This is a genomic window from Ruegeria sp. J8 (assembly GCF_056531925.1).
The window spans coordinates 420,298-443,285 of sequence record NZ_JBQFMR010000003.1 but is presented as its reverse complement, the minus strand read 5'-3'; the positions used below and the strand labels follow the sequence as shown (position 1 = coordinate 443,285).

Here is a 22,988-nt window from a genome sequence, read left to right as displayed (position 1 = left end):
TCAGAGCCATTCGGGTATGGTATCCCGGTTTATGATTTCGTCAAAGCTCGGGCGTTCACGAATTACGGCGAATTGATCTTCGTGCACCAGAACCTCGGGGATCAATGGGCGCGTATTGTACTCACTGGCCATCACCGCACCATAGGCCCCGGCGCTGCGGAAAGCGACCAGATCACCGGCTGCAAGCGGCGGCATGTTGCGCTGTTTGGCAAAGGTGTCGCCGGTTTCGCACACGGGGCCCACAATGTCATAGGGCTGCTGTTCCACACCCGGCGCGGGCTCGGTCACGGCGACGATATCATGATGCGCCTCGTACATCGCAGGGCGGATCAGGTCGTTCATGGCCCCATCCAGGATCAGGAAATCGCGTCCCTCGCCCGATTTCACATAGATCACCTTACTGACCATCAAACCCGCATTGCCCGCGATCAGACGGCCCGGTTCGATTTCAATCTCGCAGCCCAGATGGCCCAGCGTTTTCTGGATCAAAGCTCCATATTCCACAGGTAGCGGCGGCGCGTCATTGGCACGTGTATAGGGAATGCCGAGACCGCCCCCCAGATCAAGGCGGCGGATATTATGGCCTTCGCTGCGAAGCTGCTCGGTCAGCTCGGCAACCTTGGTATAGGCCAGCTCGAACGGCTCAAGATTGGTCAGTTGTGAGCCGATATGAACGTCGATGCCAATCACATCCAGTCCCGGCAGGGTGGCGGCATGGGCATACACCTCGGACGCGCGCGCGATTGGGATGCCGAATTTGTTTTCCGACTTGCCGGTAGCGATCTTGGCGTGGGTTTTCGCGTCTACATCCGGGTTCACCCGCACGGTGATCGGCGCAATCACGCCCAAGTCCAGTGCGACCGTGTTGATCACTTCCATCTCAGGCTCGGATTCCACGTTGAACTGGCGGATGCCACCGGTCAGCGCGGTGCGAATCTCATCCGCTGTCTTGCCAACGCCCGAGAATACGATCTTGTCGCCAGGCACGCCTGCGGCCTTGGCCCGCAGATATTCCCCCCCCGACACCACATCCATCCCCGCGCCCGCCTGCGCCAACGTCTTCAGAATCGCCTGATTGCTGGCCGCCTTCATCGCGTAGCAGACAAGGTGATCCATCCCGTTCAGCGCGTCATCGAACAGCTTGAAATGCCGCAGCAAGGTCGCCGTCGAATAGACATAGAACGGGGTTCCGACCGCGGCTGCGATTTCGGAGATTGGGACATCCTCGGCGAAAAGCGCGCCGTCGCGGTAGAGAAAGTGATCCATACAAGCGCGCTTAGACCAAAAGAGGTCTGCGGATCAATGGATTCCGTACACGGCTGCGCGGGCCGTTACTTGCGAACGCCGACGCCGACCCGACCATAGCCCGAAAGCGAGATACCGGACCCGCTGGATTGCGCTTCAGGCTCGGGGCGCGGTGTGTAGGACGGATCACAGGCGGCCAGGAAAAGAACGGGCAGTAACAGTGCGATGAATTTCATATTTGTCTCATGTATCTCGATCCGATCCTGCTGATCGGGTCAGGTTTGAAAGTGCCGAATAGAGATTGACGATTAATTACAGCCCCAGGAACACGCCCAGACCGCCTTTACGCAACCCGACACCAACGCCGCCATAGGTGCCGCTGCTGCCGACGCCGATATTGGCGCTCATGGTGGGTTGGATCGGCTCGCCATCCGCACCGCACCCGGCCAGCACCGCACCAGCCGAGACCAAAAGCACCACACGTAAAATCCGCATCACACCAGCGCCTTCCACCGCTTGATCTGGGCCCGCACCTGATCGGGTGCCGTGCCGCCAAAGGATTGACGCGAGTTTACCGAATTTTCGACCGTAAGGACAGAATAGACATCGTCGGTGATATCAGCGTGAACCGATTGCATGTCCTCAAGGGTCAGATCAGGCAGGTCGCAGCCCTGGGCTTCGGCCATGGCAACAAGCGATCCGGTGACGTGATGCGCATCGCGGAACGGCAGGCCCAGCACCCTTACCAGCCAGTCAGCCAGATCGGTCGCCGTCGAGAAACCTGACCCTGCCGCAGCCGCCAAACTGTCACGGTTGGCAGACATATCCTTGACCATGCCCTCCATCGCCGCCAGCGCCAGCATCCAGTTGTCGGCAGCGTCAAAGACCTGTTCCTTGTCTTCCTGCATGTCCTTGGAATAGGCCAGCGGCAAGCCCTTCATCACCATCATCAGCGCGGTGTTCGCGCCGTAGATACGGCCAACTTTGGCGCGGATCAGCTCGGCCGCATCGGGGTTTTTCTTTTGCGGCATGATCGACGAACCGGTCGAGAAGCGATCCGACAGCGTCACAAACCGGAACTGGGCCGAGGACCAGATCACCAGTTCCTCGGCAAAACGCGACAGGTGAACTGCGCAGATCGAGGCGGTGGACAGGAATTCCAAAGCAAAATCTCGGTCGCTGACCGCATCAAGAGAGTTCGCGGCTGGGCGGTCAAAGCCCAGCGCCTGGGCGGTCATGTCCCGATCGATAGGGAAAGACGTGCCCGCAAGCGCAGCAGCGCCCAAGGGAGATTCGTTCATCCGCGCGCGGGCGTCACGGACACGGGAAAGGTCGCGGCCAAACATCTCGACATAAGCCATCATGTGATGACCCCATGTGACGGGCTGCGCCGTTTGCAAGTGGGTAAATCCGGGCATGACCCAATCGGCCCCAGCCTCGGCCTGTGTCAACAACGCCCGGATCAGCGCCAGCAGGCCGGTTTCGGCCGCATCGAACTGATCACGCACCCACAGTTTAAAATCAGTCGCGACCTGATCGTTTCGCGAACGCCCTGTGTGCAAACGACCCGCGGGCTCTCCGATCACCGCTTTCAGGCGCGCCTCGACATTCATATGGATGTCTTCCAGCGCCGTCGAAAACTGAAACGAACCGGACTGGATTTCTGACAAGACTGTGAGCAGCCCTTCCCGAATAGCCTGCGCATCACTATCACTTATGACGCCTGTGGCCGCTAACATGGCGGCATGGGCGCGCGAGCCTGCGATGTCCTGGGCTGCCATCCGCTGATCGAACCCGATCGAGGCATTGATTGCCTCCATGATCGCGTCTGGACCGGCGGCAAAGCGGCCGCCCCACATCTGGTTCGAGGATTGATCGGTCATGTAAGAAAACCCGGAGTTGATATGCGCCTATTTCGTCTGATCCCCCTTTATATGGCCCTTGCGCTGGGTGCAAATGCGGCTTTGGCCGCAGATATAGAAACTCTTAAGCCATTGCGCGAAGGCACGTTGAAACGGCTGATCCTGCACAAAGAGCCCAAGCCCAAGGCCGCTGTTGAGTTTCAGTTGGAAGATGACGGCGGTACAGCGACACTGGCCGATTACAAAGGCAAATATGTTCTGGTGAACTTCTGGGCCACGTGGTGTGCGCCTTGCCGAAAGGAAATGCCCCAGATCGCTGAGCTTCAGGAAGAGTTCGGCGGCGACAAGTTCGAGGTTGTGACACTTGCCACTGGCCGTAACTCACCTGCCGGTATCAAGAAGTTCTTCGACGAAACCGGTATCGACAACTTGCCCCGCCATCAGGATCCCGGTTCGGCTGTGGCGCGGGAATTCGGCGTGATTGCCCTGCCGATTACTGTGATCCTTGATCCCAACGGAGACGAGATTGCCCGTCTGATCGGCGATGCCGAATGGAACTCGGACAGTGCCAAGGCGATTGTCGGCGCATTGGTGGGCGGCGAAAGCTGATCGCAGTCGACTTTAAAAATGCAGTAACCGGTCCGTGCCTCGCGGGCCGGTCGTTTTCTGCGAAAGGCTTACGCAACGCCACCTTTGACACTGCCGCAGCCGACTTGCACTCTGTCCTGCGGGAGGATGGTTATGCCGCTTGGAATATTGCTGGTTCTGGTGATCGGGGGGATCGCGGGGATCACCTTGATGATGCATCTTGCGGGCAAGTCTCGTGTCACGCAGCTAACCCCGGACGTCGCAAAAGCCGCTTGGTTGCGACATGTACCCGGCGACGAGGTTGTTGATGTAACAATCACCAATGACGGCCATACGGCTTTGATCCGCACACCTGCGGGCAACGGTCTTGTTTGGTCTTTCGGCGCCGACACGGTCGCGCGACACCTTCAGGATTTCGATTGGCTGGACCACCCCAAAGGGTTCGAGGTCCGCTTTCACGACTTCGGCACGCCCCGCGTCCTGATCCACCTCGATGACACCGAGCGCAAGCACTGGCACAACCTGATGGAGCCCGCATGACCGACCAAGTCACCTTTCCGGATGCCGTTCAGTGGGCCGTGCCCTTTTTCATCGCTGCGATTCTGGCCGAGTTTCTTTGGATAGCCGTCAAAGGCAAAGGTGGCCGGTACGAGACACGCGATGCTGTAACCTCGTTGATCATGGGCGCGGGGAATATCGCTTCGGGCCTGCTGCTGGGGTTCATCGCCTATGCGTTCTTCATGTGGCTGTGGCAGATCACTCCGTTGGATCTGGGCACCTCGATCCCCGTCATCGTCCTGTGTTTTGTGTTGGATGACCTGCGGTATTACTGGGTGCATCGGTTCGGCCATCGCATCCGCTGGGTCTGGGCCAGCCATGTGAACCACCACAGCTCGCAGCATTACAACCTGACGACCGCGCTGCGACAGACCTGGACCTATACCTTCACTTTCATGATGGTCGTGCGCGCACCCTTGATATTGTTGGGGTTCCACCCGGCCATGGTTCTGTTCGTGGGCGGTCTGAACCTGATCTATCAGTTCTGGATCCACACCGAAGCCATCGGCAAGATGCCCCGGTGGTTCGAGGCGGTGATGAACACCCCCAGCCACCACCGCGCCCATCATGGCCGCAATGCGCGCTACTTAGACTGCAACTATGCCGGTGTCTTTATCATCTGGGACAAGATGTTCGGGACCTTCGTCCCCGAGCAGGAGGATGACCGCGTCGATTTCGGACTGGTCCACAATATCGGCACATTCAATCCGTTGCGCGTGGCGTTTCACGAATGGGTCGGGATCTGGCGCGATGCCTCGCAACCGGGCCTGACCCTACGCCAGCGTCTGGCCTATTGCTTTGCCCCACCGGGGTATAGCCACGATGGAAGCCGGGACAATTCCCAACAGATCAAAGCCAAGCACATCGCCCTGCACCCCGAAGATCGCGGAACGCCCGGATTCGAGCATTTCCGGGCCGACCTGCCCAAATCGCAGGCAGAACAGGCTTAAATCCGCCGATCCACACGGTTTCGTTTCTTGAATACCGATCCGAGCGGTCCATATCACATTGATACGCAGCCGCTTAACCCGGAGATCTGATATGACCCGCATCACGACCCTTTCGACCTTTCTGGGATTGGCGGGTCTGGTCGTGGCCATGTTGTCCGCGCTCAGCGGCGGTGCAGCGCCTCTTATCGCGTTTGGTTTCATTATGATGGCTCTGGGATTTGCAGGCGCAGTCATCGGGGCGGCGATTACGGTCGGTCGTGCCTGGGAGGTTGCCCGTTAGTCGGCAATCGCACCCTCATTAACCTCAAATTCACAAGTTTCGTCTGAAATCCAACCTTGACCTAAAGCGACAAAAGGCAAGGCAATCATGGCGGACAAACACCTGGCAGATTTGCCCGAAGGGTCGGACAGCCCTTTGGACGCGGCTGTGACATCGCGCGATGCCTCAACGGTTCAAATGGCCTCGGACGCCGTGAAGCACAGACAATGCAAGCTGGCCTTTCAGCCGGTGATGCAGGCCGACGCGCCGCACGGCGTCGCCTTCTACGAAGGGTTCATCCGGGTACTGGACGAAACCGGCCGGGTAATTCCCGCGCGAGATTTCATGCCACAGTTGGAAAACACGCCTATCGGTCGGGAACTGGACTGTATTGCCTTAGAGATGGGGTTGCGCACACTGGCCCGACACCCCGATATCCGCCTGTCCATCAACATGTCCGCGCGCTCGATCGGCTTCGCGCGATGGTCCCGCGTGCTGGAGCGGTTCTTGAAGAAAGACACCAGCATCGGCGACCGCCTGATCCTTGAGATTTCGGAAAGCTCGGCGATGACCCTGCCCGATCTGGTGATGGATTTCATGGATCGGATGCAACCGCGCGGTATTGCCTTTGCGCTGGACGACTTCGGCGCCAGCAATTTCAGTTTCCGCCATTTCCGAGAGTTTCTGTTCGATGCCGCCAAGATCGACGGCCAGTTCGTACGCGGCATTGCCGCCAACCGGGACAATCAGGCCCTGGTCCGCGCCCTGATCGCCGTCGCCCGCGAGTTTGAGATTCTTGTCACTGCCGAATCGGTCGAAAGGAAAGAAGACGCAGAGTTTCTTGTCGCAAATGGCGTCGATTGCCTTCAGGGTTTCTTGTTCGGCGCACCCAGCGTATCGGCGCCATGGACAGCAAAGAACATTGAACAATCAGCGGGTTGACCCGCGCGGCATTACCCAACTTCGGCCTGAGACAAGCTGACCGTTGCTGCATGTGCAGCATTGCGCTATTCCATGGACAGTTGGAGCGGGGGATCATGAGGCGCTCTGAACCGATAAGGGCCTTTCCCTATCGCCTGCGCCGTCACGTTTCCCACAGAACCTTGACGGTAAAGGATTGTCTTAATGACCAACGTAGTAATCGCATCGGCAGCACGCACAGGCGTCGGCAGTTTTGGTGGCTCGTTCGCAAACACACCCGCGCATGATTTGGGTACCGCCGTTCTCGAAGCCGTCGTCGAACGCGCTGGGATCGAAAAGGGTGAGGTCAGCGAGACCATCATGGGCCAGGTTCTGACTGCGGCACAGGGTCAGAACCCAGCGCGTCAGGCGCATATCAATGCGGGTCTTCCACAGGAAAGCGCGGCCTGGGGGATCAACCAAGTCTGCGGTTCGGGCCTGCGCGCGGTTGCACTGGGTGCGCAGCATATCCAACTGGGCGATGCGGAAATCGTCGCTGCTGGTGGTCAGGAAAACATGACCATGTCTCCTCACGCTGCCGCGCTGCGCGCCGGTCACAAGATGGGTGACATGAAATATATCGACACCATGATCCGCGATGGTTTGTGGGATGCGTTCAACGGCTACCACATGGGTCAGACAGCCGAGAACGTAGCCGAGAAATGGCAGATCAGCCGCGATATGCAGGATGAATTTGCCGTCGCCAGCCAAAACAAGGCCGAAGCCGCACAAAAAGCTGGTAAGTTCGCAGATGAGATCACGCCCTTCACCATCAAAACCCGCAAGGGCGACATCGTGATGGACAGCGACGAATATATCCGGCACGGCGCAACGATGGAGGCGATGGCCAAGCTGCGCCCCGCTTTCACCAAGGATGGCTCGGTCACGGCGGCCAACGCATCCGGCCTGAATGATGGCGCAGCGGCGACCCTTTTGATGTCGGCAGAAAACGCCGAGAAGCGTAGGATTGAACCTCTGGCCCGGATCGCCTCCTATGCGACGGCGGGCCTGGACCCGTCGATCATGGGCGTTGGCCCGATCTACGCCTCGCGCAAAGCGCTGGAAAAAGCGGGCTGGTCAGTCGACGACCTGGATTTGATTGAGGCCAACGAAGCCTTCGCTGCGCAAGCTTGCGCCGTGAACAAGGACATGGGTTGGGACCCGTCGATCGTAAACGTGAACGGAGGCGCAATTGCCATCGGCCACCCGATCGGCGCCTCGGGCTGCCGCGTTCTGAACACGCTTCTGTTCGAAATGAAACGCCGCGACGCGAAGAAGGGTCTGGCGACCCTTTGCATCGGCGGCGGCATGGGCGTCGCCCTCTGCGTGGAGCGCTACTAAGCTATTAAGCACTGAACATAGAAAGGGCGCCCCGTAGGCGCCCTTTTTTGTTACATTGGGGCTGACCCAAAGATGCGACGATATTGCCCTATGGGTTTCGATGATTCTCAACGAAACAATATTGCGCAAGATCACCTATCAAAGTAACAGCATTACCAAGACGATTTAAATTGGAGGAAGCCTAAATGGCACGTACAGCACTCGTCACCGGCGGTTCCCGCGGCATCGGCGCAGCAATTTCCAAGGCGCTGAAAGCCGAAGGGTACAATGTTGCAGCCACCTATGCCGGAAACGACGAAGCGGCCGCAAAATTCACCGAGGAAACCGGCATCGCCACATACAAGTGGAACGTGGCTGATTATGACGAATCCAAAGCGGGTATCGAAAAGGTTGAGGCCGAGCTTGGCCCCATCGACATCGTGGTCGCCAACGCGGGCATCACCCGCGACGCTCCGTTCCACAAGATGACCCCGGAACAGTGGCATCAGGTGATCGACACCAACCTGACCGGCGTGTTCAACACCGTCCACCCCGTCTGGCCCGGCATGCGCGAGCGCAAGTTCGGCCGCATCATCGTCATCAGCTCGATCAATGGTCAGAAAGGTCAGTTCGCACAGGTGAACTATGCCGCGACCAAGGCCGGTGATCTGGGCATCGTGAAGTCGCTGGCACAGGAAGGCGCGCGGGCTGGTATCACCGCAAACGCCATCTGCCCCGGCTACATCGCAACCGAGATGGTCATGGCTGTGCCTGAAAAGGTACGCGAGTCGATCATCGGCCAAATCCCGGCGGGACGTCTGGGTGAGCCCGAAGAAATCGCACGCTGCGTGGCCTTCCTGGCATCGGACGATTCGCAATTCATCAATGGCTCGACCATTTCGGCCAACGGTGCGCAGTTCTTCGTCTGATCCCAAATTCAGAATCAAAAAAGGGCTGGTCACTATGACCGGCCCTTTTTTATCCCGTAAGAACGCGCGCGCTGCGCTCAGCGGGAACCAAATAGCCACTTCACCAAGTCACCGATCGCGCGGGACCGTTCGAAATGGGCACGCCGAAAGGCGCGGGCGACAGAGGGGCTGGAGGTAGCCTCGATCATGACAAGTATCCTTTCAGTTCAGCTTTGTTTGACTTGAGATCAATATGAGGCTTATTTTCTAGAGCGACAAACGAGCTTTTTTCTGATCTCAATTAAGAATTTCTTGCCCTATGAGCGACTACCTTCCGCCGCTGACCGCCTTGCGCGCCTTTGATGCCGCCGCCCGTCACATGTCCTTTGCCAAGGCTGCTGAGGAACTGCATGTCACGCCCGCAGCCTTGTCCTTTCAGATTAAGTCGTTGGAGGAACATCTGGGACGCCCCCTGTTTCGTCGCCTCAATCGGGCGGTGGAATTGACAGAGGCTGGGCGCGCCTTAGCCCCTGGCGCGGCAGACGGGTTCGCCACATTGCAAGCCGCGTGGCAGGCCGCCCGGCGGCAAGGGAATGATACCAGTCTGACCGTTACGGCGGGCCCGGCGTTGACGGCCAAATGGCTAGCTCCCCGACTATATGACTTTGCCCGGGCGCATCCTGAGATCGACCTGAAGTTCTCGGCCACATTACGTAACATGGACCTCGAACGGGACGATGTGGATGTGGCGATCCGCTTTGGCTATGGCGGGGATGAGGGCCTGTATTCCGTGCCCGTCCGCAAGGAATGGCTGACCCCGGTGATGACCCCGGATTTGGCCGAACAATTCCCAACGCCTGAAAGCCTGCGGGAGGCGCCATTGATCTTTGACGACTCGATTGCGTTTCTGCGGCCCCCGTCTGACTGGCCCACCTGGTTTCGGGCCGTCGGGGTAGACTTCAACCCACAGCACGGCGCGCATTTTTCCAACGCGGATCATGCGATTGACGCGGCAGTTGCCGGAGTGGGCGTCGTGCTCGGTCGAAGGGCTATGATTATCAAGGATCTGGCAGAGGGCCGGTTGGTCGCCCCCTTCAAGGTCGCAATCGAGACCATGGGACGATTCCGGTTCCTGTGTCTGAAAGGGGCCGAAAGCAGACCTCAGATTGCGGCATTCCGCGATTGGTTCATGTCCGAGATTGAAAAGACTGCGCACTTATCGGATGAGTTCGAAATCATTCCTGTGGAAGAGGTACCCGCACCGTGACAAGAACGCACGCAACAGGAATCGGTTTTGTCGCCGTCCTGCTTTGGGCCCTGCTGGCCCTCTTTACGGTTGGGTCCGCGCCCACGCCGCCTTTGCTGCTGAACGCCCTATGCTTTTCCATCGGGGGGACGCTGGGATTGGTTTGGACATGGGCCACAGGCGGGTTGAGTCAGCTTCGAGAAATCCCCTGGACCACCTATCTGTTCGGGACAATCGGTCTTTTTGGCTATCATGCGCTGTATTTCTCGGCTTTGCGAATGGCCCCTGCTGCAGAGGCCGGGCTGATCGCCTATCTGTGGCCTCTTCTGATTGTTCTGCTCTCGGGGCTCTTGCCCGGAGAACATCTGCGGATCGGCCATTTGATCGGAGCCTGTCTGGGTTTCGCCGGGGCCGCCGTGATCATCGCGGGCGGGGGTAGCAGCGGTTTCCAGGCCGAACATTTGCCTGGCTATGCACTGGCACTGCTGTGCGCGCTGACATGGTCGGGCTATTCCGTGCTGTCGCGTCGTCTGGGCGACACGCCAACCAGTTCGGTCGCTGTGTTCTGTGTGGCCACGGCCGTTGCCTCGGGCCTTTTGCACATCGCCATTGAAGAGACAGTCTGGCCAGAAACCATTCTGAGCTGGGGATCGGTCATAGCTCTTGGGCTGGGGCCCGTTGGCTTGGCGTTTTATGTCTGGGATATCGGGGTCAAGCAGGGAGACATTCAAATTCTGGGCACGTCATCTTACGCGGCCCCGCTTCTGTCTACACTTGTTCTGGTGGTCGCCGGGATCGCCGCCCCAAGCTGGGGTCTGGCGATCGCGGCCGTTTTAATCACTGGCGGCGCCTTAATTGCCGCCCGGGCCAGTATGCGCCGTTAACTCGACAATCGCTCAATCTCTTCCTTGAGCCTTAGCTTCTGTTTTTTGAGCTGAGCAATGTGAAGGTCGTCGATACCAGGCGAGCGTTGTGCTTGTTCAACTTCAAGACCGAGGTTTTCGTGCTTTTTCTTAAGTTCGGTCAGGTGTGCGCTCACGCTCATGGCGGTACTCCTCTGTTGATGTCTGAGTTTCACGTAAGAAGTTGAGCACATCGTTTCCACCCTGTCACGCTGCGGGTGCATAGAAAATATAACAAATCCGACAAAATCGGCTGGTTAATGCCTGTCAGCTGGAAAATCCGGGCAAGCCAGCCCCTTCGCGCAATACGGCCGAAACTGGCGGAGTGTAACTGTCACCGTCTACCTCATGGCGCTCACCTGAATGGAGAACCAGCGGGGCATGCAGTTGAAACGCGGCTTTTCCGCCCTTTCTAGCCCTCAGAATAACCAGTTCAGCACGTCGACCAACACGGGCGGATAATGGCAATACTTCGACAGACCCCAAGCACCCCTCGCAGGCGGCCAGCATATCTGGTAACCGGTCCGCTTTCTGAATCATGTGCAGATAACCCCGGGGGGCAAGGCGTTTGGCCGCAGTCTCGATCCAAAGGTTCAACGGCGTGTTTTCACCCAATGCGGCGCTACGGCCTTCATCCGCCGCAGGGCTGTGCGCTCCGGCCCGATAATAGGGCGGGTTCGCAATAACGTGATCGAACTGGCGCTGTTTGAGATCGGACGGCAAAGCGGTCAGATCAGCCTCAAAAACCTCAAGCGTGGTGCCGTTCTCAGCGGCATTCCGACGCGCCAGATCAGCATAAGCAGGCTGCAATTCGACCCCCACAGCCTGCAGGTCTGGCACCCGCGCCAGCAGGCATAAAACGGCGGCCCCAGCACCACACCCCAATTCCAGAACCGTCTGGCCGGGCATTGAGGGTACAGATGCGGCCAAAAAAACAGGGTCCACGCCTGCGCGATACCCCTTACGGGGTTGCCGCAGGCGCACACGTCCTCCCAAAAAGTCATTTCGGGTCAGGTCGGCGTCAGCAAACAGTGTCATCGACCCAAAGGGATATCATTGTCGTGCATGACACGTTCGGCGCGGGTCAGGTCATCCGCGCGCACCATCAAGCGGCGAGGGAAGATTCCGATACCACCTTCGAGGATGCTCATATTTACGTCCATCTGAAAGCAGTCTATATCCTCGCCCTCAAGAAGAGCGGATGCAAAGGCCAGAATCGTCGGATCAGTGCTGCGCAAAAGTTCTTTCATGGGGATGGATGTAAGGGCAAGCCGACTGGGATGTCGAGCCTTGTATCAAGGGTGTGATGAATATCGACACGGTCACAAAACCGCATGAGCGTTTGGCGGAAATCCTGACGAGCGAGATGGGCGCGGTCAATGAGTTGATCCGCACGCGCATGGCGTCAGAACACGCGCCGCGCATTCCCGAAGTCACCGCGCATCTGGTCGAAGCAGGCGGCAAACGCCTGCGCCCGATGCTGACCTTGGCGGCGGCGCGGCTGTTTGGTTATGCCGGAGATCACCACGTGCGTCTGGCCGCGACGGTCGAGTTTATTCACACCGCAACCCTGCTGCATGATGATGTGGTCGACGAAAGTGCCCAGCGGCGCGGGCGGCCTACTGCGAACCTTCTGTGGGACAACAAATCCAGCGTTCTGGTCGGTGATTACCTGTTCTCCCGCAGCTTTCAGTTGATGGTTGAGACAGGATCGCTGCGGGTCCTGGATATCCTGGCCAATGCCTCGGCCACGATTGCCGAAGGCGAAGTGCTGCAAATGACCGCCGCGACCGATCTGGGCACGACCGAGGCGATTTACCTGCAGGTTGTGCGCGGTAAGACGGCGGCGCTGTTCTCGGCCGCGACCGAGGTGGGTGGCGTAATTTCCGGCGCAACCGAGGAACAGGTCAAGGCGCTTTATGACTATGGCGACGCGCTGGGGATTGCGTTCCAGATTGCGGATGATCTGCTGGATTACCAAGGCGACAGCGCAGCCACAGGTAAGAATGTGGGCGATGATTTCCGCGAGCGTAAGCTGACCCTGCCAGTGATCAAAGCTGTGGCACAGGCCACGCCCGACGAACACGCCTTCTGGGAGCGCACCATTGGGCGCGGTCGTCAGGAAGAGGGCGATCTGGACCATGCCCTTGGCCTAATGGCCAAGTACAGTACGCTTGAAGCGACGCGAGCGGATGCCTTTGGCTGGGCGAACAAGGCCAAAGAATCGCTGGACGCCCTGCCCGACCACGAGATCCGCACGCTGTTGCGTGATTTGGCCGACTACGTGGTTTCGCGCCTCAATTAAGCTGAGTCGCGCGGCACCACCAATTTGGATGGGCTGCGCCAATCTCATAAGCGGCGAAATGCGCGTCTTTCATCGTGGGGTAAAGCGCAAAACAGGTCGAACCCGACCCTGACATGCGGGCCATAAGGGCCCCTTTGGTGCCATCAAGTTCATCCAAAACGCGGGCGACTTCGGGAGCCAAGCCCGTTGTTGGCGGTTCAAGGTCGTTGCGTTGATCCCGCAACCAATCGGCGCAGAGCTCGACAGTCTCAAATTCAGGGATCTCTGCGGGCATTGGCAGGTTGTCGCGGCTTTCCAATGCCGCGAACACGCGCCCGGTGGGGACTTCGACGCAAGGGTTAACCAACAGGGCTGGCAGAGAAGGCATCGAAGCGGGTGTCAGATCGCCCCCAATGCCCCGCATCCGCATGGCCTGAGCCGCGACGCAGACCGGGATATCGGCCCCCAGCGACAAGGCCACGTCGGGCGAGACTGTCCTGCCCTGCTTTGCCGCCATCCGAAGCGTCGCCGCCGCGTCCGAGGACCCGCCCCCAATGCCGCCTCCATGCGGCAGCACCTTGTTCAGGTCGATATGCCCGGTCCAGCCCGCTGCCTGTGCGGCCTTCCAGACCAGATTGCGGTTGTCCGTGGGAACGCCATCGGCGTGTTCACCCGTCACAGCAATCGACAAATCGTTGCCCGGGGTGAACTGCAGGCTGTCGCCCACATCGGCAAAGACCACCAGCGAATCCAGCAGGTGATAACCATCCGCTCGGCGGCCAGTCACATGCAGGGTCAGGTTGATCTTGGCAGGGGCAAATGCCTCAGCCTTCATTGGCGACCTTCAGCGGCTCGGCCCCTTCTTCGACAAGAACCGCGTCCAGCCCGATTTCCAGCTTGCGGCGTATGCGATCCGGGTCAGCCTCACCATCGGTGTCTTCGGGGTCGATGAAGGACAGGGCGCGTTTCCACTGGAACTCAGCCTCGCGCGCGCGGCCAACAGCCCAGTAAACATCGCCCAAATGGTCGTTGACCACCGGATCAACCGGCATCAGCTCGACCGCGCGTTCCATATGGCCCACGGCTTCGTCATAGCGGCCTAGACGGAACAGAACCCAGCCCAGGCTGTCAACGATATAGCCACTGTCCGGGCGGGCTGCCACGGCGCGTTCGATCATGTCCAGCGCCTCATCCAGCTTTTCCTGCCGCTCGACCAGCGAATAGCCCAGATAGTTCAGCACCTGCGGGTGATCCGGGTTCAGTTCCAACGCGCGGCGGAAGTCGGCCTCGGCCTGATCCCATTGCTTGAGACGCTCATGCGAGATGCCTCGGGCGTAGTGCAGGAACCAATTGCTGCCCGCACCTTCCTCGATCAGTTCGATGGCCTTGTCATATGTCTGAACGGCCTCAGCGTAATCCTCTTGCCGCCGCTGCAAATCAGCCAATGCCACATGCACGCTGGGCAAATCCGGGCTTTGCGCGGCGAGGGATTGCAACACTTCGGCCGCGGCATCGGTTTTGCCTGCCCGGCTTAGAACCTCGGCCCGACCCAGTTCGGCGGCATGGTAGTCGCTGCTGTCAGCGGGAACCCGGCTATAAGCTTGAACCGCCAGATCATATTGCTCCAACGCATCCAACAGTTCAGCCGTCAGCAAGATCGCGTCGACATGGTCTGTGCGCAGGAACGCGGCGACCTGCGCATATAGCAGTACATAGGTTTGGGCGGCTTCGCTGCTAAGCGCGGCACCGACGGAAAAGAACACCTCGGCCATGCCATCCTTCGGGGTACGGACATGGGTAAATGGCAAGGTCTCGCCCGCGGCCAATCGCGCCTCATACCCTTCGATGGACGGATCGCTTCCGGCGGCAAACACTGTGCTGAGGAAAAGCAACGCATCTTCGTTGCGGTCCAATTGCGACAATACTTCGGTTCGGGCCAACGCGGCACGGCGGGTGAACCGCGCGACCGCATCGTTATCCGCCGAAAAGATCGCCTCGGCCCCTTCGAAGTCCCCGACTGAAGCCAGCGCCAGTGCCTTGTGGTACATCGCGAATTCGCGCAGGCCTTCCTGGGTCGAGACCCGGTCGAACTGTTCCATCGCGTTGGTCATCGCGCCCTGACCCATATGGGCCCAACCCATCATCAGACCATCGACCAGCGGCCCAACACCCTGCGTTTCCGGGTCGCGCTCCAGGAATTCGTCCAACGCGCCATCTGCGACCATATTGGCAGCGATCACCATGCGCGCCGCCTGGCTAGGCATGCCACGCTCCTCTATCGCCTCAGCGACAGGCAGGGCACGCTTGATCTCGCCCAGCGACAAGCGGGCCACGACCACGCTTTCAAGAAGTTGGTTATTTTCGGGATCAGCCTGCAGCGCTTCGGAATAATACTGCTCGGCCGCCGCGTAATCGCTTTGGAAAATTGCCTGACGCCCGGCAAGATACGCCCCGGACCCCGTGTCTGCGAGTGACGGAATGGCAAAGGTAGAAGTAAACAGCACAGCCAGTGCTGCGCGACGTAAACGGGATGCCACCGAAATCCTGCCTTGCTATTGTTGACTGCCACACAAGCTAGGGCTTCGGTCGGAAAGAGGCAATGGCCACGCCTTCACGACGCCGCCATTGCCTGTTTTTTGCTTACATGTTGGGATAATTCGGCCCGTCACCGCCCTGCGGCGTGGTCCAGGTGATGTTCTGGCTGGGATCCTTGATATCGCAGGTCTTGCAGTGAACACAGTTCTGGAAGTTGATGACGAATCGCGGGCCGTTCTCGTCTTCGACCATTTCGTAGACACCCGCCGGGCAGTAGCGCTGTGCCGGTTCATCGAACTTGGGCAGGTTGACGCTGACTGGGATCGCCGGGTCTGCCAGCTTCAGGTGGCAGGGTTGGCTTTCTTCGTGGTTGGTGGCCGCGAAGGAGACGTTAGTCAGACGGTCGAAAGACAGCACACCATCGGGTTTGGGATAGTCGATGGGATTGTGTTTGCTGGCGTCCTCAGTCGCCTCGGCGTCGTTCTTGCCATGGCCCACGGTACCGAACAGCGAAAAGCCCAGCGTATTGGTCCACATGTCCAGACCACCCAGCATCAGCGATGCGGTCAGGCCCCATTTCGACCAGATCGGTTTGACGTTGCGCACCTTCTTCAGGTCTGCACCGATAGCGCCGTCGCGTACGTCGGTCTCATAAGCGGTCAGTTCGTCACCCGAGCGGTCGGCTTTGATGGCGTCAAAGGCGGCCTCGGCTGCGGCCTTGCCCGACAGCATCGCGTTGTGGTTGCCCTTGATGCGCGGCACGTTGACCATGCCCGCCGAACAGCCCAGCAGCGCCACGCCCGGTGCCACCAGCTTAGGCATCGACTGATAGCCGCCCTCGGTGATCGCACGGGCACCGTAGGCCACGCGCTTGCCGCCTTTCAGCAGTTCGGCCACCATCGGGTGATGCTTGAAGCGCTGGAACTCCATGTAGGGATACAGGTGCGGGTTTTTGTAGTTCAAGTGCACCACAAAACCGACATAGACCTGATTGTTTTCCAGGTGATAAATGAACGATCCGCCACCCGCATTGCTGCCCAAGGGCCAGCCCATGGTGTGGGTCACGGTGCCTTCCTTGTGCTTGGCCGGGTCGATCTCCCAGATCTCTTTCATGCCGACGCCGTATTTCTGCGGCTCTTTCCCAGCTTGCAGGTCGTATTTGGCGATCACTTCCTTGGACAGCGAGCCACGGACGCCTTCCGACAGGAAGACGTATTTGCCGTGCAGTTCCATCCCCGGTTCGGTGTTGGGGCCATAGGAACCATCCGCTTCCAGACCGAAGACACCGGCGACCACGCCTTTGACTTCGCCATTCTCACCATAGACCAGCTCCGAGCAGGCCATGCCAGGGAAGATTTCCACGCCTAGCTCTTCGGCCTGTTCGGCCATCCAGCGACAGACATTGCCCATCGAGACGATGTAGTTACCGTGGTTGTTCATCAGCGGCGGCATGGGGAAGTTTGGGATACGTATCTGACCGGCTTCACCCAGCATATAGAAATTGTCTTCATGCACCGGCACGTTCAGCGGCGCGCCCTTTTCTTTCCAGTCCGGGATCAAGGCATCCAGGCCGCACGGGTCCAGCACCGCGCCCGACAGGATGTGCGCGCCCACTTCCGAGCCTTTCTCAAGCACCACGACGTTCAGATCGGCATCCAGTTGTTTCAGACGGATGGCCGCCGACAGGCCCGCAGGACCTGCGCCCACGATCACCACATCATATTCCATCGCTTCGCGTTCAATATCGGCCATCGTGGGCTCCTTAGCTAACTTTCCGAATTGGCGCTGTTTCAGCTTGGCTGGCGCAATTTTGTTTCACGGCTGATTACATGCTGAGAAAGACATAGGTCAATCGAAACACGGCGTAACAATGCCGCTATTCGACACTTCAGCCCTCAGGAGTGTCCCCCATGAGGTATCTGGGGCCGCTTCCTTTGGATTTTGCCCGGTCATCGGGATTGTAGAGCGCGCATTTGGGCAAGCTCAGACAGCCACAGCCGATGCAGCCATCCAGATTGTCCCGCAGCCGGGTCAACGTGTCGATTCGCTGATCCAGGTGCGCGCGCAGCCCGACGCTGATCTCTTTCCAATCCTGCGGCGTGGGAGTGCGGTTTCCGGGCAGGCCCGACAGCACCTGACGAATTTCCGGCAGGGACAGACCGAATTGCTGGGCGATCATAACAAAACTTAACCGCCGGATATCGGCACGCTGATAGCGCCTTTGCCCGCCCGCATTGCGCCACGGTGTGATCAGCCCCTGCGCCTCATAGTAGCGAATGGCCGACACCGCTAATCCTGTGCGCCGGGCCAAAGCTCCAATTGCCAGTCCTTCGGATACCGCCATTTCAACCTCTATAAATCTCTTGACCTAAAGTTAGGTTTAAAAATTACGGTGAGTCGGGACAAGCCTCAATTCGCAAAGGAGATCCCATGATGGCGACGCTTGAACACACCAACTTTACCGTCCGCGACCCGCAGGCTTCGGCCAAGTGGATGCACGACGTCTTTGGCTGGAAAACCCGGTGGGAGGGTCCGGCCATTGCCGGAGGATACACCGTCCATGTTGGCAGCGCGCACACCTATCTGGCGCTTTATGCGCCCAGCGATCCGAAACCGTCGTCCGAAAGCAGCTATGACATCGTGGGCGGGCTGAACCATGTGGGTGTTCTGGTCGAAGATATCGACGAAACCGAGGCCAAAGTCGTCAAGGCCGGATTCACGCCAAAATCCCACGCGGATTACGAACCGGGCAAACGATTCTATTTCGACGATGACAATGGCATCGAATTCGAGGTGATCAGCTACGCCTAGGCTGTAATCCGCATCGGGGCGATTTAGCCCCCTTGCATTTTCCACGCCATTTAGGTCAGGTAATTGACGACCCATTCATTCGCCCCGGCGCCTATTTCGTGCGGCGGGGCTAATCACTTTACGCGTGGACGACAAGAATATGGAAAAAATTCCAATGACGCCTGCGGGCAATGCCGCGCTCGCAGCCGAGCTCAAAAACCTCAAATCCGTCGAGCGCCCTGCGATCATCGAGGCCATCGCCTCGGCCCGAGAGTTGGGCGATCTGAAAGAAAACGCCGAATACCACTCGGCCCGCGAAAAACAGGGCTTTATCGAAGGCCGGATCAAAGAGCTTGAAGGCATCCTGTCGCTGGCCGACGTGATCGACCCGGCAAAGCTGTCCGGTGCTGTGAAATTCGGCGCCAAGGTCACGTTGGTTGATGAAGATACCGACGAAGAAAAGACCTGGCAGATCGTGGGCGAGTATGAGGCCAATATCGAAGCGGGTCTGCTGAACATCAAATCCCCTATCGCCCGCGCGCTGATCGGCAAGGATGAAGGCGACAGCGTCGAAGTGCGCACCCCCGGCGGCGTGCGCTCGTATGAGATCTTGACTATCGAATACGCCTGACCCCGGAGCGCACGCATGTCCGACCCCACGACAGAGCAGGAAGCCGAGCAGCCAACTTCGCTGGGTATCTATGACAAGCCCGCCTTGCCTGCCCTGACCGAGATCGAGATCGCGGCCATCGCGCTCAGCGTGATCTGGCTGATCGTTTCGGTCGTGTTTCTGGTGCTGCCCGACAAGGTCGAAGGTGGCGGCTTTGTGGTGACATTGCTGGCGGTGTTCATGCCCGTTGCGATGATCTGGGTTGCAGCGACTGCGATGCGGGCCAGCCGTATCATGCGCGAGGAAAGCACGCGGCTGCAAACCTCGATCGATGCGTTGCGCAATACGTTCATCGCCCAGCAACAGCGCAGCTCCAGCGGGTATGAGCCTGCGGTCACGCAAAAGCTGGACCAGATCGCTGAGACCGCGAAGAAGACCGAAACCGCGCTGGCCACATTCTCGACCCAACGTACTGAGCCGGTGCGAGGGAAATCGCCCAACGCAAACGGGGATCAGACCACGCTGGAACTGGGTACGCAGGCCGAAGATATCGCGCCCCCGCTCAGCAATGATGTGTTTATTCGCGCACTGAATTTCCCGGAAACCCAGGAAGATACCGAAGGGTTCAACGCCCTGCGGCTGGCGCTGAAGGATCGCAAGGCGGCGCAACTGGTACAGGCGTCTCAGGATGTTCTGACCTTGCTTAGTCAGGAAGGCATCTACATGGATGACCTGCGCCCCGACATGGCGCGCCCCGAGATTTGGCGGCAATTTGCGCAAGGCGCGCGGGGCCGATCCGTGGCGGCCTTGGGCGGCATCCGGGACCGCTCCTCTCTGGCGCTGACTTCGGCCCGGATGAAGCAAGACCCGATTTTCCGGGACGCTGCACATCACTTTCTGCGCCGGTTCGACCATATGATTATCGAGTTTGAACCCGAAGCCAGCGATGCTGATCTGACGGCCTTGGGCGATACGCGCACCGCGCGGGCGTTCATGCTGTTGGGACGGGTTGCCGGGACCTTCGATTAAAGACCGAAACTACCATAGGGGATGAACCGGACGAGGTCGCCCGGTCGGATATGGCGCGCGCCATCCTCAATCTCGACCAGGCCCTCTGCCCAACTCAGCCCGCTGATCCGGCCTGATCCTTCGGATGCAAAGACCTCGGCCCGTCCATCGCGCACACGGGCGCGCAGGTATTCGCGGCGGCCCGGTTTCTTGCGTTTCTCGAAGGCGGCGGGCACGTCGAATCCTTGCGGCTCCAGCCAACCCTCGCCTGCCAACAGACCCAAGGCAGGACGTGCAAAGATCAACGTGCAAACCAACGCGGCCACCGGGTTTCCCGGCAGGCCGAACACAGGCGTTCCGTCCCACATCCCAAGCGCCAGAGGCCGACCCGGTTTCAGTGCAATCCGCCATTCCTGTATCGCCCCTGCCTGCCGCAACAGGGCCGAGACATGGTCCTCATCCCCGGCAGACGCGCCGCCACTGGTCAAGATCACATCCGCTCGTTCAGCGGCTTGGTTCAGACAAGTCCGCAACGCCTCGCGGTCGTCGGGCACCCGGCCCATATCGACCGCCTCAAACCCCATGCGTTCCAACAAGGACAACAGCATCGGACGGTTGGCATCGTAAATCTGGCCCGGACCGGCGGATTCACCGGGTTCGACCAGTTCATCCCCCGTAGACAGAACCGCCACGCGCAGCACTTTGCGCACCGGAACCTCGGCCAGACCGGTGGCCGACAACAGCGCCAGATCGGCCGGGGTCAGGCGACGTCCGGCGGGCAGAACCGCGTCGCCCTCAGCCACATCCTCGCCTGCCTTGCGGGTATTTGCGCCGCGTTTCAGGGGTCCGTGAAATGCAATGTGCCGGTCCTGAACGGTCACGTCCTCTTCCAAAATGACGGTATCAACGCCCGCAGGCAGCGCTGCCCCGGTCAGCACACGCAGCGCATGGCCTGCGGGCACCAAGCCGTCAAACGGTATCCCAGCCGCCGCGCGCCCCGGATGTAGCGGCATCACTTGCGGCCCGTCAGGCGCGGCCCCGGCAAAGCCATAGCCATCCACCGCCGTATTGGGCTGCGGCGGATTCGAACGTTGGGCGATAACCTCCTGCGCCAGAATACGCCCTGTGGCCTGCGCCAAGGGCAGGGTTTCCACGCCCGCAACCACGGTCAGCCGGTCGCGCAGCAAGGACAGCGCGTCCTCGACCGGGGTCCAGTTCACCCCGGCAGGCAAGGCAAAACAATCGTTGCGCAAGGGCGGAGGTGTGATGTCGGGTTTGGTCATAGCCCCACCTCTTGCAGGATGAAATCGGCAATCGCCGCCGTGTCGTTCAGGTCAAAAACCGGTTGGTCGACCTTTAGCGGCGTGTCGCTGGCCACGGCGCGGATCGTCGGGTTTCCAGGGGCCATCAGAGCGTTCCCGGCCTCGGCCCGGAAGGCCTCAATCTTGGGGTGATCCTCGCGTTTGAACCCTTCGATCAGCACCAGATCGATCGGAGACAGCCGGGCCAGCAGATCCGCCATCGAAGGCTCGGGCGCACCGCGCAGTTCTTGCATGATCGCGAGACGCTGACCCGAGGCCAGCAGCACCTCGGACGCGCCCGCCGTTCGGTGGCGATAGCTGTCGGTGCCGGGCTGATCCACATCGACGCTGTGGTGCGCATGCTTAAGGGTCGAGACAGAAAACCCCCGCCCGGTGATCTCGGCAACCAAACGCTCCATCAACCCGGTTTTGCCAGCGTTTTTCCAGCCGGTGACGCCGTAAACCCTCATGCCTGCTCCAACAGTTGTTCGGCCCGCGCAAGATCGTCGGGCGTGTTGACGTTGAAGAACGGATCGAACGGGTCGGCGGGGAACAGCGCCTCGCGCCCGTCATGCTGGTCGGTCCAGATCACCACTTTGCGCAAACCGTCCTGCAACGCCGCCCGCAGATCTTCGCGCAGCGCAACGGGCCAGAGGCCAAAGGTCGGGTGCCGGTTGACACGTTTGCCACCGCCGGATTTCAGCGCCTCGTCCCCCGCGCGCGGCGTGGTGGCCAGCACAAGCGGACGGGTCTGCCCTTCGGCGGCGTCTACCAGTCTGGCCACCAGATCGCGCGGAAAAAATGGCGTGTCGGCAGCGGCGGTGACGATGCAATCGGCCCCTTCTTCGGCGGCCCAGTCCAGCCCAGCCAGAACACCGGCCAGAGGGCCCGCGAACCCTTCGACCGTGTCCGCGATCACCGGCAGGTTCAGGTCGGAAAACCGCGCGGGATCGCCATTGGCGTTCAGCGCCAGACTGTCCACCTGCGGGGACAAGCGGTCGATCACATGACCAAGCAGGCTTTGTCCGCCTATTTGCAACAGGCCCTTGTCACCGCCGCCCATCCGGGTGGCCAGACCGCCTGCGAGGATGATGCCGAGGGGGCGGGTCAAGCTGCCCTCACCGCAAAACGCCAGTTTTCAACCGTTTCAAGGAAGTTCTGAGCGTCCCCTGTGCTCAGAAGTTTCTTGGGCAGCACATAGACGAAAGCACCAGCGTAAAAGAAGAACCCAGCCTTATCTTCGATAACTTTCTCAACAGCACGCCAAGAAACATTCCAAGTTACATAGGGCGACCGCATATCCAAACCGTCTGGTGTGAATGTAAAGTCAGTTCCGCCGTTGTAAATCGGCGATGCCATCATCTGCCTGACTTTCAGCCTTCTGGAAAAACGTTCCGCAAAAAAAAGCACGCCAGCTCCAATTATCCCTCCGGATACAGGTGCAAAAAGACCTTGTGTCAGAGGGAGAGCGCCAAGCGCACGAAACGCTATGAAAGCGACAACAATTCCGCCAACAACAGCCAAAATTCCTCTTATTGAATCCAATGCCACGTAGCCCCAGTAAGCGCCTTTTCCGGTGTTACTTTGCCTGCACTTACCCATGGCTCTAACGAGGATCTTGTCGTCAATTTGTTCTGACAAGTGATATTTGTAAGTCAATGT

General features: G+C 59.4%; 28 protein-coding genes. 13 read left to right on the top strand and 15 right to left on the bottom strand.

Features of this window, described 5'->3' with window-relative positions:
• The 4 genes from lysA to argH all read right to left on the bottom strand — a co-directional run bounded on the left by lysA (window position 1) and on the right by argH (window position 3,128).
• A complete protein-coding gene (gene lysA, locus ACR0L1_RS08870; protein WP_480858308.1) occupies window positions 1–1,266 on the bottom strand; it encodes a diaminopimelate decarboxylase in 1,266 nt (421 codons plus the stop codon).
• A 65-nt stretch (window positions 1,267–1,331) separates the two neighbouring features.
• Window positions 1,332–1,481, bottom strand: coding sequence for a hypothetical protein (locus ACR0L1_RS08865; RefSeq protein ID WP_480504480.1), 150 nt, complete (start codon window positions 1,479–1,481; stop codon window positions 1,332–1,334).
• A gap of 76 nt (window positions 1,482–1,557) precedes the next feature.
• Window positions 1,558–1,740, bottom strand: a complete 183-nt coding sequence (locus ACR0L1_RS08860) for an argininosuccinate lyase (RefSeq protein WP_170772579.1) — start codon at window positions 1,738–1,740, stop codon at window positions 1,558–1,560.
• Entirely contained in the window at window positions 1,740–3,128 is a 1,389-nt protein-coding gene (gene argH / locus ACR0L1_RS08855; RefSeq protein WP_480504479.1) for an argininosuccinate lyase, read from the bottom strand. Before argH ends, ACR0L1_RS08860 begins: the two co-directional genes overlap by 1 nt.
• Before the next feature lie 21 nt (window positions 3,129–3,149).
• On the opposite strand from argH, the gene ACR0L1_RS08850 reads away from it, so the two are divergent.
• From ACR0L1_RS08850 to yddG, 9 genes are all read left to right on the top strand, one after another.
• Window positions 3,150–3,716, top strand: a complete 567-nt coding sequence (locus ACR0L1_RS08850; RefSeq protein WP_170784938.1) for a TlpA disulfide reductase family protein — start codon at window positions 3,150–3,152, stop codon at window positions 3,714–3,716.
• A gap of 132 nt (window positions 3,717–3,848) precedes the next feature.
• The gene (locus ACR0L1_RS08845) at window positions 3,849–4,235 is read left to right on the top strand and encodes a hypothetical protein (RefSeq protein WP_480858305.1); all 387 of its coding nucleotides are present in this window, start codon (window positions 3,849–3,851) and stop codon (window positions 4,233–4,235) included.
• Complete coding sequence (locus ACR0L1_RS08840) at window positions 4,232–5,203, top strand: sterol desaturase family protein (protein WP_480504477.1); 972 nt, start codon at window positions 4,232–4,234, stop codon at window positions 5,201–5,203. The genes ACR0L1_RS08845 and ACR0L1_RS08840 overlap by 4 nt, the downstream gene beginning before the upstream one ends.
• A gap of 91 nt (window positions 5,204–5,294) precedes the next feature.
• The gene (locus ACR0L1_RS08835) at window positions 5,295–5,483 is read left to right on the top strand and encodes a hypothetical protein (protein WP_170784944.1); all 189 of its coding nucleotides are present in this window, start codon (window positions 5,295–5,297) and stop codon (window positions 5,481–5,483) included.
• An 87-nt stretch (window positions 5,484–5,570) separates the two neighbouring features.
• Window positions 5,571–6,404 carry an EAL domain-containing protein gene (locus tag ACR0L1_RS08830; protein ID WP_480504476.1) on the top strand — a complete coding sequence of 278 codons (834 nt, stop codon included), beginning with the start codon at window positions 5,571–5,573 and terminating at the stop codon, window positions 6,402–6,404.
• 183 nt (window positions 6,405–6,587) lie between these two features.
• Entirely contained in the window at window positions 6,588–7,763 is a 1,176-nt protein-coding gene (locus ACR0L1_RS08825; protein ID WP_480858302.1) for an acetyl-CoA C-acetyltransferase, read from the top strand.
• Window positions 7,764–7,948: 185 nt separating this feature from the next.
• On the top strand, window positions 7,949–8,671 hold the full coding sequence (phbB, locus tag ACR0L1_RS08820) for an acetoacetyl-CoA reductase (RefSeq protein ID WP_480504475.1): 723 nt from the start codon (window positions 7,949–7,951) through the stop codon (window positions 8,669–8,671).
• Between the two features lie 298 nt (window positions 8,672–8,969).
• Window positions 8,970–9,917 (top strand): transcriptional regulator GcvA, encoded by a 948-nt coding sequence (locus tag ACR0L1_RS08815; RefSeq protein WP_170789688.1) that lies wholly within the window; start codon window positions 8,970–8,972, stop codon window positions 9,915–9,917.
• Window positions 9,914–10,780, top strand: coding sequence for an aromatic amino acid exporter YddG (gene yddG / locus ACR0L1_RS08810; RefSeq protein WP_480504473.1), 867 nt, complete (start codon window positions 9,914–9,916; stop codon window positions 10,778–10,780). The genes ACR0L1_RS08815 and yddG overlap by 4 nt, the downstream gene beginning before the upstream one ends.
• Here the strand turns inward: yddG and ACR0L1_RS08805 are convergent.
• From ACR0L1_RS08805 to ACR0L1_RS08795, 3 genes are all read right to left on the bottom strand, one after another.
• The gene (locus ACR0L1_RS08805) at window positions 10,777–10,941 is read right to left on the bottom strand and encodes a YdcH family protein (RefSeq protein ID WP_170353553.1); all 165 of its coding nucleotides are present in this window, start codon (window positions 10,939–10,941) and stop codon (window positions 10,777–10,779) included. The genes yddG and ACR0L1_RS08805 overlap by 4 nt on opposite strands.
• A 124-nt stretch (window positions 10,942–11,065) precedes the next feature.
• Window positions 11,066–11,836: a tRNA1(Val) (adenine(37)-N6)-methyltransferase gene (locus ACR0L1_RS08800; RefSeq protein ID WP_480504472.1), complete on the bottom strand. Its 771-nt coding sequence runs from the start codon at window positions 11,834–11,836 to the stop codon at window positions 11,066–11,068.
• A complete protein-coding gene (locus ACR0L1_RS08795; RefSeq protein ID WP_170353555.1) occupies window positions 11,833–12,048 on the bottom strand; it encodes a putative signal transducing protein in 216 nt (71 codons plus the stop codon). Before ACR0L1_RS08795 ends, ACR0L1_RS08800 begins: the two co-directional genes overlap by 4 nt.
• 56 nt (window positions 12,049–12,104) lie before the next feature.
• Here ACR0L1_RS08795 and ACR0L1_RS08790 point away from each other — a divergent pair, with 56 nt between their 5' ends.
• Window positions 12,105–13,103, top strand: coding sequence for a polyprenyl synthetase family protein (locus ACR0L1_RS08790; protein WP_480858298.1), 999 nt, complete (start codon window positions 12,105–12,107; stop codon window positions 13,101–13,103).
• Here ACR0L1_RS08790 and ACR0L1_RS08785 read toward each other — a convergent pair.
• The 4 genes from ACR0L1_RS08785 to soxR form a co-directional block, all read right to left on the bottom strand.
• The gene (locus tag ACR0L1_RS08785; protein WP_480504471.1) at window positions 13,096–13,917 is read right to left on the bottom strand and encodes a 4-(cytidine 5'-diphospho)-2-C-methyl-D-erythritol kinase; all 822 of its coding nucleotides are present in this window, start codon (window positions 13,915–13,917) and stop codon (window positions 13,096–13,098) included. The two genes, ACR0L1_RS08790 and ACR0L1_RS08785, sit on opposite strands and share 8 nt — an antisense overlap.
• Entirely contained in the window at window positions 13,907–15,619 is a 1,713-nt protein-coding gene (locus tag ACR0L1_RS08780) for a tetratricopeptide repeat protein (protein ID WP_480858296.1), read from the bottom strand. The genes ACR0L1_RS08785 and ACR0L1_RS08780 overlap by 11 nt, the downstream gene beginning before the upstream one ends.
• Before the next feature lie 103 nt (window positions 15,620–15,722).
• Entirely contained in the window at window positions 15,723–17,369 is a 1,647-nt protein-coding gene (locus ACR0L1_RS08775; RefSeq protein ID WP_480504469.1) for an electron transfer flavoprotein-ubiquinone oxidoreductase, read from the bottom strand.
• A gap of 136 nt (window positions 17,370–17,505) precedes the next feature.
• Window positions 17,506–17,961, bottom strand: a complete 456-nt coding sequence (gene soxR, locus ACR0L1_RS08770; protein WP_170772607.1) for a redox-sensitive transcriptional activator SoxR — start codon at window positions 17,959–17,961, stop codon at window positions 17,506–17,508.
• An 86-nt stretch (window positions 17,962–18,047) separates the two neighbouring features.
• Here soxR and ACR0L1_RS08765 point away from each other — a divergent pair, with 86 nt between their 5' ends.
• The 3 genes from ACR0L1_RS08765 (at window position 18,048) to ACR0L1_RS08755 (ending at window position 20,046) form a co-directional block, all read left to right on the top strand.
• Window positions 18,048–18,428 (top strand): VOC family protein, encoded by a 381-nt coding sequence (locus ACR0L1_RS08765; RefSeq protein ID WP_170772609.1) that lies wholly within the window; start codon window positions 18,048–18,050, stop codon window positions 18,426–18,428.
• Between the two features lie 139 nt (window positions 18,429–18,567).
• Window positions 18,568–19,038, top strand: a complete 471-nt coding sequence (gene greA, locus ACR0L1_RS08760) for a transcription elongation factor GreA (protein WP_170772611.1) — start codon at window positions 18,568–18,570, stop codon at window positions 19,036–19,038.
• 15 nt (window positions 19,039–19,053) lie between these two features.
• Window positions 19,054–20,046, top strand: a complete 993-nt coding sequence (locus ACR0L1_RS08755; RefSeq protein ID WP_170772613.1) for a hypothetical protein — start codon at window positions 19,054–19,056, stop codon at window positions 20,044–20,046.
• On the opposite strand, the gene ACR0L1_RS08750 is transcribed toward ACR0L1_RS08755, so the two are convergent.
• Genes ACR0L1_RS08750 through ACR0L1_RS08735 form a run of 4 tightly spaced genes read right to left on the bottom strand, consistent with a single transcriptional unit; the run spans window position 20,043 to window position 22,985 of the window.
• On the bottom strand, window positions 20,043–21,308 hold the full coding sequence (locus tag ACR0L1_RS08750; RefSeq protein ID WP_480504467.1) for a molybdopterin-binding protein: 1,266 nt from the start codon (window positions 21,306–21,308) through the stop codon (window positions 20,043–20,045). The genes ACR0L1_RS08755 and ACR0L1_RS08750 overlap by 4 nt on opposite strands.
• Window positions 21,305–21,796, bottom strand: a complete 492-nt coding sequence (mobB, locus tag ACR0L1_RS08745; protein ID WP_170772617.1) for a molybdopterin-guanine dinucleotide biosynthesis protein B — start codon at window positions 21,794–21,796, stop codon at window positions 21,305–21,307. Before mobB ends, ACR0L1_RS08750 begins: the two co-directional genes overlap by 4 nt.
• Window positions 21,793–22,437, bottom strand: a complete 645-nt coding sequence (gene mobA, locus ACR0L1_RS08740) for a molybdenum cofactor guanylyltransferase MobA (RefSeq protein WP_170772619.1) — start codon at window positions 22,435–22,437, stop codon at window positions 21,793–21,795. The genes mobB and mobA overlap by 4 nt, the downstream gene beginning before the upstream one ends.
• Complete coding sequence (locus ACR0L1_RS08735; RefSeq protein ID WP_480858292.1) at window positions 22,434–22,985, bottom strand: YcxB family protein; 552 nt, start codon at window positions 22,983–22,985, stop codon at window positions 22,434–22,436. Before ACR0L1_RS08735 ends, mobA begins: the two co-directional genes overlap by 4 nt.
• Window positions 22,986–22,988: the final 3 nt, after the last annotated feature.

Bases quoted from the DNA above. Each gene is read 5' to 3' on its own strand.
- ACR0L1_RS08795 (WP_170353555.1), bottom strand. From the start codon at position 12,048: ATGAAAGAACTTTTGCGCAGCACTGATCCGACGATTCTGGCCTTTGCA.
- ACR0L1_RS08835 (WP_170784944.1), top strand. From the start codon at position 5,295: ATGACCCGCATCACGACCCTTTCGACCTTTCTGGGATTGGCGGGTCTG.
- ACR0L1_RS08775 (WP_480504469.1), bottom strand. From the start codon at position 17,369: ATGGCCGATATTGAACGCGAAGCGATGGAATATGATGTGGTGATCGTG.
- ACR0L1_RS08850 (WP_170784938.1), top strand. From the start codon at position 3,150: ATGCGCCTATTTCGTCTGATCCCCCTTTATATGGCCCTTGCGCTGGGT.
- greA (WP_170772611.1), top strand. From the start codon at position 18,568: ATGGAAAAAATTCCAATGACGCCTGCGGGCAATGCCGCGCTCGCAGCC.
- ACR0L1_RS08825 (WP_480858302.1), top strand. From the start codon at position 6,588: ATGACCAACGTAGTAATCGCATCGGCAGCACGCACAGGCGTCGGCAGT.
- ACR0L1_RS08845 (WP_480858305.1), top strand. From the start codon at position 3,849: ATGCCGCTTGGAATATTGCTGGTTCTGGTGATCGGGGGGATCGCGGGG.
- ACR0L1_RS08750 (WP_480504467.1), bottom strand. From the start codon at position 21,308: ATGACCAAACCCGACATCACACCTCCGCCCTTGCGCAACGATTGTTTT.
- ACR0L1_RS08800 (WP_480504472.1), bottom strand. From the start codon at position 11,836: ATGACACTGTTTGCTGACGCCGACCTGACCCGAAATGACTTTTTGGGA.
- ACR0L1_RS08865 (WP_480504480.1), bottom strand. From the start codon at position 1,481: ATGAAATTCATCGCACTGTTACTGCCCGTTCTTTTCCTGGCCGCCTGT.
- lysA (WP_480858308.1), bottom strand. From the start codon at position 1,266: ATGGATCACTTTCTCTACCGCGACGGCGCGCTTTTCGCCGAGGATGTC.
- ACR0L1_RS08860 (WP_170772579.1), bottom strand. From the start codon at position 1,740: ATGCGGATTTTACGTGTGGTGCTTTTGGTCTCGGCTGGTGCGGTGCTG.
- mobB (WP_170772617.1), bottom strand. From the start codon at position 21,796: ATGAGGGTTTACGGCGTCACCGGCTGGAAAAACGCTGGCAAAACCGGG.
- ACR0L1_RS08840 (WP_480504477.1), top strand. From the start codon at position 4,232: ATGACCGACCAAGTCACCTTTCCGGATGCCGTTCAGTGGGCCGTGCCC.
- argH (WP_480504479.1), bottom strand. From the start codon at position 3,128: ATGACCGATCAATCCTCGAACCAGATGTGGGGCGGCCGCTTTGCCGCC.
- ACR0L1_RS08785 (WP_480504471.1), bottom strand. From the start codon at position 13,917: ATGAAGGCTGAGGCATTTGCCCCTGCCAAGATCAACCTGACCCTGCAT.
- ACR0L1_RS08790 (WP_480858298.1), top strand. From the start codon at position 12,105: ATGAATATCGACACGGTCACAAAACCGCATGAGCGTTTGGCGGAAATC.
- ACR0L1_RS08830 (WP_480504476.1), top strand. From the start codon at position 5,571: ATGGCGGACAAACACCTGGCAGATTTGCCCGAAGGGTCGGACAGCCCT.
- ACR0L1_RS08755 (WP_170772613.1), top strand. From the start codon at position 19,054: ATGTCCGACCCCACGACAGAGCAGGAAGCCGAGCAGCCAACTTCGCTG.
- phbB (WP_480504475.1), top strand. From the start codon at position 7,949: ATGGCACGTACAGCACTCGTCACCGGCGGTTCCCGCGGCATCGGCGCA.
- soxR (WP_170772607.1), bottom strand. From the start codon at position 17,961: ATGGCGGTATCCGAAGGACTGGCAATTGGAGCTTTGGCCCGGCGCACA.
- ACR0L1_RS08815 (WP_170789688.1), top strand. From the start codon at position 8,970: ATGAGCGACTACCTTCCGCCGCTGACCGCCTTGCGCGCCTTTGATGCC.
- ACR0L1_RS08805 (WP_170353553.1), bottom strand. From the start codon at position 10,941: ATGAGCGTGAGCGCACACCTGACCGAACTTAAGAAAAAGCACGAAAAC.
- ACR0L1_RS08765 (WP_170772609.1), top strand. From the start codon at position 18,048: ATGATGGCGACGCTTGAACACACCAACTTTACCGTCCGCGACCCGCAG.